The following is a 4,669-nucleotide window of genomic DNA, read 5'->3' as shown; positions in this document are numbered from 1 at the left end:
GCCTACGAGCTCTCCAGAGCCTACGAGCTCTCCAGAGCCTACGAGCTCTCCAGAGCCTACGAGCTCTCCAGAGCCTGGCGACAACTCCGGCTCGTGCAACACGTGCTGCAAGAGTATCGGGAGTAGCTGTGGCTGTTGCCAATGCGACTGCAACCTCCCCAATTGTTGTAGGTAGACTGGAAACCGAAGGGCGCGCGAGCTAGCGCCCAGCGAAGGGAAAGGAGCGAAACTGTGAAAAAGGCTTACCTCCCCTACCTCTTGGTCTTAGCGACCTCGGTCCTCGGTTCCGGCGCGTCGGCCCAGCCCTACCCCCTCGAGGGCGACGACCGCCGCTTCGCGGAGCTGGCGAACGGGGGGCGCTACCCCGAGGCCTACGCCCTGGCGGAGAGCGCCCCGGAGCGCTTCGCCCACTGGTACGCGCACCTGCTCTTCAACGCCGTTCCCCCGAAGGGCACGTACTCCCCGGGCGAGGCCACGGTCCGCGCCGCCGAGCACGCCTGCCGCTACCGGGAGGCGAACCTGGAGGCCGCCGCGTACTGCTACGACACCCTGGCCCTGATCCTGCGGTGGAAGGACCAAGACCCCAGGATCGCCCAGGCCCTCCCCGGCGCTAAGCTCCCCGAGCTCTCCCCCTCCGAGCTGGACCAGGGCCTCCAGGCCCTGGCGGAGAAGGGGATTTCCTACGCGGTGTACCTCCGCAACCGCGCCAAGCCCGAGGTCCTGGAAAGGCTCGTCCGGGAACGACCCTACAGCCTGGGGGGGCAGCTCGCGGCGGGGTTCTTGGCGAACCGCCTCTGGGAGAGGGGCGACCGCGGGAGCGAGATGGCGCGCTACGCCCTCCTCGCCCCGGGGGTCTCCTCTTTGGCGGGAGGCGTCCTGGCCTGGGCGGAGTACTTCGGACAGGGCGTGAAGCGGAACCGGGAAGCCGCCTGCCCCCGGGCCGCCTTCTGGACAACGCGCTCTTCCAGCGGGGCAGCCCTCCTCGTCCTCGGCCTCTGCTACTGGGAGGGGGCCGCGGGCTTCCCCAAGGACCCCATCGAGGCCTACGGCATCCTCTGGTACGGGCAGAGGTTCTCCAACGCCCCCGACTTCGGGACCTACCTCGCCCAGCTGGAGAAGGCCCTGACGCCCGAGCAGCAGGGGGAAGGGAGAAGGCGTGCGGCGAACCGCTTCCCCTAGGCTCCTCCTCTTTCTCCTCGCGGTCCTCCTCCTCGCGCCCCTCTGGGTGCCCCAGGCGAGGAGGCTCTACCGGGAAAGCCCCCTCCTGGAGGGACGCCTCCAGGGCGCCCTGACGGCCTGCGCCCGCAAGAGCACCTCCGGAGAGGCCTTCCTCTGCTACCGGGAGGCGGTGCGAAAGGCGGCGAGGGCCAAGGGGCCGGAGTGGGCCGCGGGGGCCTGCGCCCGGGTCGGGGACCCCCTCTGCTTCCAGGCCTTCGCCCAGGAGGCTCCGAACGACAGCTGGTGCGCCTACGCGCGGGAGCACGGATGGTTCGCCTACAAAGCCTGCCTCGCGGCCACCTGCAGGAAGTAGCCCTGAAGGCCCTGCTCTTCCTGGCGGGGGCGGCTTTGGGCCTCCTCGCCCTCCTGCCCCTCCCGTGGTGGGGCTGGGACTCGGACAACCTCATTACCGCCCTCTGGACCCTGAACGGCCAGAGCTACGCCGAGGTCTGGCGAACCATTGGGACCCTGGACGCCCACCCGCCCCTCTACTACCTGCTCCACAAGGCCTGGATGACCGCCTGGGGCTTCGGCCACCTGACGGCGGGGGTCCCGGAGGCGGCGGTGCCCCTGCCCCACCTCCTCGCCGTCCTCTTCTTCGCCCTCCTCTCGGGGAGCCTGGCCCTGGCCGCCCACGACCTCCTCGGCCCCTGGGCGGCCTTCGCGGCCCTGGGCCTCCTCTTCCTGTTCTGGGACACCCCCTGGGCCTTCGCCCTCCGCATGTACCCCCTGGCGGCGGCCCTGGTGACCCTGGGGGCCTGGGCCTACCTGCGGGGGCGGGCCTTCGCCGGGAGCCTCTTCGGCCTCCTCGCCCTCTACACCCACTACCTCTCGGGCTACGCCCTCCTTCCCTTCGCGCTCTACCGCCTCTTCCAGGACTGGAGGGAGCGGACCTGGCGGGCCCTTTTCCCCTTCGCCGTCTACCTCCTCTACCTGCCCTGGCTCCCCTGGCTCCTCGGGCAGGTGAGGGCGGGGCACAGCCGCCCGGAGCTGCGCCCGCCCCCCGAGGACCTCTTCGCGTACTTCTGGCAGAAGTGGCCCCCGGGGGTGGTGGCCCTCTTTCTCCTCCTCGGGCTCGTGGCCGCCTGGCGCGCCCCCCGGGTCCGGCCCCTCCTCGTCCTCGCCCTGGCGGGCCCCTACGTCTGGTACTTCACCTCCCTCCTCCTGAACACCGTGCTCACGCGGTACAACTTCGTCTTCGTGGGCCCCCTGGTCCTGGCGGGAGCGGCCGCCCTGGCCTGGGCCCCGAGGCCCGCCCGGTGGGGGGCCTCCCTCCTCCTCCTCGCGGCGGGGCTTTTCTGGGCCCACCTGACCCGCCCCTACTGGCCCGCCTGGGACATGGTGACCCAGGCCCGGATCGCCGAGCGCTTCGTGGAAAGGGGCGTGCCCTTCGTGCTGGACCGCTGGGGCAGGGGGTACGCCCCCATGCTGGCCTTCGTGGCCCCCGGGCTCAAGGACAAGCAGGAGCTCCTCACCACGGGCGAGCTCTGGCGCTACTGCAACGACCCCCGCCCCCTCCTCGCCTACCGCAACTGGTTCCTCTCCCCCGGGGAGAGCCTCGTCCATCGGCTTATGCTGTGCCGGGGGCGCTGGCGGGAGGCGCACGGCACCCGCGCCCTCACCCTCTTCCTCCTCCCGCCCCCCGGGCGCTAGGGGCTAAAGCGGAGGGGGAAGAGGCCGTCTTGAGGAGCTACCCGGAAGCTCCAGGTGAAGCTCTTCTCCGTCCCCCCGAAGACCGCCCGCACCTCGGCCCGGTAGGCCTCGCCCGGGTCCAGGGGGTACCGGGGGACCACGAAGACCGTGGAGTAGCCCTTGAGGATGCTCTTGCCCCAGTCCCTCGCCAAGGCGTCCTGGTTCCAGAACTGCAGGCTCCCGTAGCCGCAAACGGGAAGCTCCCGCCCGTCGGAGAGGCGGACGAGCCGGGCCTGGAGGACGCGGGTGTCGTTGGGGCCCGGAGCGAACATGGAGATGGAGAGGGGGAGGCCGTAAGGCTGCTGGCTCCAGTCCAGCCCCGTCTGGCTCAGGTAGGGCGGGTCGGGGTTTTGGCTGGGGTTGGCGCAGGGCTCCACGGGAGAGGGCCACTCGTAGTAGTAGGTGGGGTTCACGGGCACCACCTTGTCGGGGACGGGGAAGAGCTGGAAGCCCGAGGTGGGGTTGGGGTTGTTGCTCTCCGAGACGGGGAGGTTGCTCACGCTCCGGAGGAGGTCCCACCCGCCGGAGTAGGGCACCCGGTCCCGGTAGACGCCGAAGCCGCCCGCGGAGGTGGGGGGCGAAATCACGTTGAGACGATGGAAAGGAACAGCCACCCACCCGTTGAAGGGCCGGCTCTCTACGGGCCAGGGAACCTGTCCCGCCGGGGTGGAGGAGGGGACCACCTTGTACCCTTCGCTCACGTTACCTATCCGCCCCGCCGCCTGTCCCTCGAGGCTGGAGAAGGGGTAGCTCAGGTCCTCGTCGTGGGCGAAAGGATGCTTGTCCTCGTTCATCGCCAGGTACCGCCCGTGGAGCCAGGCCCGGAAGCTCCACTCGGGGTCCTCCCGGACGCGGGGGTAGCCCATGTAGTCCCGCCAGAAGTTCCAGTACTCCATGGCGGAGGTCTCCCCGGAGCGGAAAACCTTGAGGTAGAAGGGCACCACCTCCTCCACCGCCTTCCCCGAGGCGTCCTGCCCCGAGAAGACGAGCTCGTACTTGAAGGGGCCCTGGGGCGGAGCGCCCGGGTCCACCTGGAAGGTCAGGGTGGCGCTCGGGCTCGCGGGGGTCAGCGTGTAGCTCCCGGTGGGGTGGGCCACCCCGGGGTAGCGGCTCGCGTCCCAGCCCGGGCAGTTGGAGGTGCCCTTGGCGCAGGGGTCGGCGAGGCGCACGGTGAGGGTCACGGAGGCCGCCTTGGGGTCGTTGAAGGTCGCCCGCACCGGGACCTGGACCTCTCCCCCGGGGGCCACGGTCTGGAGGGGGGAGGGAAGCTCCAGGGCCCCCGTGAAGGGCTTGCGCTGAAGGCCGGGAAGGCTCAGGTTGCCGCAGGCCGCGAGGAGGAGAGCGGCCAAGGGAAGGAGAACCTTGGTCTTTCTCATCTCAGGGGGATTTTAACCCAGGCCCGGGTCCTCCGGTGGACCCACTACGATTTCCTCCCCGGGAAAGCGGGCGTCCAGGGTATAGACCCGCTTCACCCCAGAGGCCAGGGCCGCCGCCCAGATCAGGGCGTCCCCGAAGGAGACCCTCCTCGAGGGGCGGCAGAGGAGGAGGGCCCGCATCCAGAGGTCCTTGTTCCCGCCCAGCGCCTTCAGGTTCTCCTTCTGGAGGAGGGCCAGGAGGGCGTCCACCACCTCCTTCCGGGGCACGCCGTACACCGACTCCAGCACGTAGGCCGTCTCCACCAGGGCCACCTCCGTAGGGCCTCCTCCCCGTCCAGGACCTGGGCGGCCTTCTCCGCCAGGTGGGGCGGGTCCCCGGTGAG

Annotated in this window: 5 protein-coding genes; 3 read left to right on the top strand and 2 right to left on the bottom strand. The window is 70.5% G+C overall.

What is annotated here, in order from left to right; translation table 11 throughout:
• Positions 1-231 precede the first annotated feature (231 nt).
• The 3 genes from AC01Y6_RS09535 to AC01Y6_RS09525 are packed head-to-tail and all read left to right on the top strand — an operon-like array spanning position 232 to position 2,871.
• On the top strand, positions 232-1,179 hold the full coding sequence (locus AC01Y6_RS09535; RefSeq protein ID WP_476671286.1) for a hypothetical protein: 948 nt from the start codon (positions 232-234) through the stop codon (positions 1,177-1,179).
• Positions 1,157-1,531 (top strand): hypothetical protein, encoded by a 375-nt coding sequence (locus tag AC01Y6_RS09530; RefSeq protein WP_428715901.1) that lies wholly within the window; start codon positions 1,157-1,159, stop codon positions 1,529-1,531. The genes AC01Y6_RS09535 and AC01Y6_RS09530 overlap by 23 nt, the downstream gene beginning before the upstream one ends.
• Positions 1,486-2,871 (top strand): hypothetical protein, encoded by a 1,386-nt coding sequence (locus tag AC01Y6_RS09525; protein ID WP_476671285.1) that lies wholly within the window; start codon positions 1,486-1,488, stop codon positions 2,869-2,871. The genes AC01Y6_RS09530 and AC01Y6_RS09525 overlap by 46 nt, the downstream gene beginning before the upstream one ends.
• Here the strand turns inward: AC01Y6_RS09525 and AC01Y6_RS09520 are convergent.
• The gene (locus tag AC01Y6_RS09520) at positions 2,868-4,286 is read right to left on the bottom strand and encodes a CAP domain-containing protein (RefSeq protein ID WP_476671283.1); all 1,419 of its coding nucleotides are present in this window, start codon (positions 4,284-4,286) and stop codon (positions 2,868-2,870) included. The two genes, AC01Y6_RS09525 and AC01Y6_RS09520, sit on opposite strands and share 4 nt — an antisense overlap.
• 12 nt (positions 4,287-4,298) lie before the next feature.
• The gene (locus AC01Y6_RS09515) at positions 4,299-4,598 is read right to left on the bottom strand and encodes a PIN domain-containing protein (protein WP_476671281.1); all 300 of its coding nucleotides are present in this window, start codon (positions 4,596-4,598) and stop codon (positions 4,299-4,301) included.
• Between the last annotated feature and the right edge of the window lie 71 nt (positions 4,599-4,669).

Source organism: Thermus sp. (genome assembly GCF_056332225.1).
The sequence above is the reverse complement of the archived record's forward strand: the minus strand, read 5'-3'. Positions and strand labels throughout refer to the sequence as shown.